4 protein-coding genes are annotated in these 2,849 nt (G+C 60.9%); all 4 read left to right on the top strand.

Annotation, left to right across the window (positions count from 1 at the left end):
* The first annotated feature begins 219 nt into the window (after positions 1-219).
* Positions 220-597, top strand: coding sequence for a cupin domain-containing protein (locus tag OS914_RS17885; RefSeq protein ID WP_267547407.1), 378 nt, complete (start codon positions 220-222; stop codon positions 595-597).
* Between the two features lie 9 nt (positions 598-606).
* Entirely contained in the window at positions 607-1,092 is a 486-nt protein-coding gene (locus OS914_RS17880; RefSeq protein ID WP_267547406.1) for a dimethylamine monooxygenase subunit DmmA family protein, read from the top strand.
* The gene (locus OS914_RS18140; RefSeq protein WP_324290681.1) at positions 1,089-2,066 is read left to right on the top strand and encodes a PDR/VanB family oxidoreductase; all 978 of its coding nucleotides are present in this window, start codon (positions 1,089-1,091) and stop codon (positions 2,064-2,066) included. The genes OS914_RS17880 and OS914_RS18140 overlap by 4 nt, the downstream gene beginning before the upstream one ends.
* Positions 2,063-2,849 (top strand): heme-dependent oxidative N-demethylase family protein (locus OS914_RS17870; RefSeq protein ID WP_267547405.1); only part of this gene is annotated, 787 nt, incomplete at its 3' end. The genes OS914_RS18140 and OS914_RS17870, both read left to right, overlap by 4 nt.

Genomic DNA, 2,849 nt, shown 5'->3' with positions numbered 1-2,849 from the left:
ATTAGGTGGCGTAGTTTTGCAGTGGGACGCCGGGTAGGTGACTGGCATCACACCAGGGGGGGTCGGGGCGGAGCACGCCTGGTCCTTCAGGTATCTGGGGATGTCGGGTTTGCCGGCGGTCCCACTCGGGGCCTTGATCGGGGTTTTGACTGATCCTTAGCCCGGCCCCGTAGGCACACAAAAAATCATTCTTTTGCGACACTATTAATAGGAGAGACCATGGAAACTTTGACAGGAACGCTGAGCAAGGCCGGATCCATTCACAAGGTAGAAGGCGGTTATATCGGATTGCCGTCGATGGACCAGCCAGGATGCGACGCCGCCATCGGTGACGCCCTTTCCAACCCCGAGGGCTCGGTTATGAGCGCGGGATTCTTTGAGCTGAAGGCCTCCGAACCCTTGGTGTACACGTACACGTACGACGAGATGAAGGTCGTGGTGCAGGGTGAGTTCATCCTCACCGACCAGACGACAGGAGACGTGACGCACGCGAAGGAGCGCGATGTGCTGTTCTTCCCGAAGGGAACAACAGTGAAGTTTGAGACCCCTGACTATGCTCTGGGGTTCTTCACCGGCCACCGCTCCTTCGCACCTTAAGACCCTCTCATGCGTCCCGCATCCGTGACTGCGCCGGAAGGCACCTACGGCGATACAGGTTTCCGTGGGCTCATCAGCGTGTCGTTTGGAACAGCTGATGCCCGCACCGCGGACGGCAACGACGGCCAGCTGCGGCATGACTTCCACTTCGATTGGGCTAACACGCAAGCCCTTTCGCAGCTTCGGTCCGCAATCGAGCTGGCATGCGTGGGTGTCCACGTCGTGCTCACAGGACCTCCGGCTGACATCATGGCGGCTGCAGCTGTTGCCGCGGACTGCGGGCTGGTGGAAGAGGAAGTGACGCTGTTAAGCGACGGATCCCGGATGCGTACCGTTTTTTGCGCACACTGTCGTACCGCGACGGAAACCGTTGAGCCGGTCGGTTCCGAATTCGCGTGTCAAGGATGCGCCACGGTGCTGGCGATCTCGGACCACTTTTCCCGGCGCCTGGCTGCATACCTGGGATTCGCCGCCCATGCCGAGGAGGCAGCATGACGGCGACAGCACTCCAGACCGAGGTCCACCCTGCGGTGAAGGGAGGCCTTGTGCTGGAGGTGACCAATGTCAGTCTTCAGACGGAGTCCATTATCAGCATCACCTTTGCTGATCCGTCAGGAGGGCCACTGCCATCCTATGTCCCGGGGAGCCACCTGGTCGTCCAATACGGCGGTGGCGCCAATGCCTACTCGCTCACCGGTTCAGGGAGCGCCCCGTCCGAATACACCATCTCGGTCCTCCAGGTCGAGGGCAGTGCCGGCGGCTCCCTGACCATGCATCGGCTCACCATCGGTGACCGTGTCCGGGTTTCCCTACCCCGCAGTGCCTTTGCCCCTGCGGCAACAGCGACGCATCATCTGCTGGTTGCAGCAGGAATCGGAATCACCCCGGTACTTTCGCACGCCCGGTCCGCTGCCGAATGGGACATCGCAGCATCCCTGATCTACGTCCACCGGCCCGGGTCAGGGGCCCACGTGGCGGAAGCGCGCGAACTGCTGGGACCTGCCCTGACGGAATGCAGTGATCGAGACAGTTTCCTGAAGGTTCTCACCGAAAAGCTCACAACCCAGCAACTCGGAACTCACCTCTACGTCTGCGGGCCGACGGCCTTCATGGAGACAGTCCTGGACCACGCGCGCGAGCATGGCTGGTCAACGGCCCGGCTGCATTCAGAAGCCTTTGGCGCACCGGAGCTGGAAGAAGGCGAACCGTTCACGGTGAACCTGGCCCGCAGCGGCCTCAGATTGGAAGTTCCGGCCGGCGTTTCACTGCTGGAGACACTCGAAAACGCAGGGAAAAGCATCCCCAACATGTGCCGCAAAGGCATTTGCGGGGAATGTTCCATCTCCGTACTTCGAGGGACACCCCAACACCGGGATCTTTACCTGAGCGAGCAGGAAAAGGCCGAGAACACCACCATGATGTGCTGCGTTTCACGCAGCCACGACGAAGAATTGGAGTTGGACCTTTGAGTATCTCCCTCACCGACAAAGACCCGGACACCGACGTCCTCCCGGAACGGATCAGACGCTTCCCCTTCCCCTTCTCCGGTGACAGCTACCGCTACAGCGCCAATGTTGAACCCGCCCGCAAAACAGTGGAGACAGAGGCCGGCTCCTGGGGATCCTTCCTGATCGACACCGACGAACACTACCTCCCAGACCTCAAGGAACGCGACGAGGTGCTGAAGAAGGACCCCACACGCACACAGGTCCTCCCCCACATGCGACTTGCCGTCTGGGATGCAATCACAACCCTGCTGCCCGCCATGGCCGAAGAACACCCGCGCACGATGTCCTATCACCGAAACGGAAATACCTGCCGCTGGGGAAACACCCTGCAGAACCTGGAACTGGAATTCACCATCGGCGACGACGATTCACTCCCCATGGGACCACTGCGGTTCCTCGGCAGCCAAATCCAGGACGACATCGTTTTCCTTGACCCCCGCGAGGACACGCTCTGGCTGGACGCAGGTCTAGTCACCTTCGCCGCCGACTGGTCCTTCGGATTCGACGTCGGCATGAAATTCATGGAAGTCCACACCCCCGTTCCCCGCGCTCACACAGAACCCGTCATCAACCGGGCCCATCAATTCCTCCTCCGGCTACAACCCGGGGAACAATTCCGCAGAACCAACTGGACAATGACCGTAGACCGGCGCCTGGACACCTCCACCGAAACCTACCCGGACTGGGCCCCAGACCGCGGAACCATAGCAACAGACCCCGACCTACCCAACAGGCTCCACCTGC

Origin of the sequence: Arthrobacter endolithicus, assembly GCF_026627425.1 — a bacterium.
Taxonomy (GTDB): Bacteria; Actinomycetota; Actinomycetes; order Actinomycetales; family Micrococcaceae; genus Arthrobacter_M.
This window is presented reverse-complemented; position numbering and strand designations above follow the sequence as displayed.

Coding starts and splice junctions, on each gene's coding strand:
- OS914_RS18140 (WP_324290681.1), top strand. CDS start 1,089: ATGACGGCGACAGCACTCCAGACCGAGGTCCACCCTGCGGTGAAGGGA.
- OS914_RS17880 (WP_267547406.1), top strand. CDS start 607: ATGCGTCCCGCATCCGTGACTGCGCCGGAAGGCACCTACGGCGATACA.
- OS914_RS17885 (WP_267547407.1), top strand. CDS start 220: ATGGAAACTTTGACAGGAACGCTGAGCAAGGCCGGATCCATTCACAAG.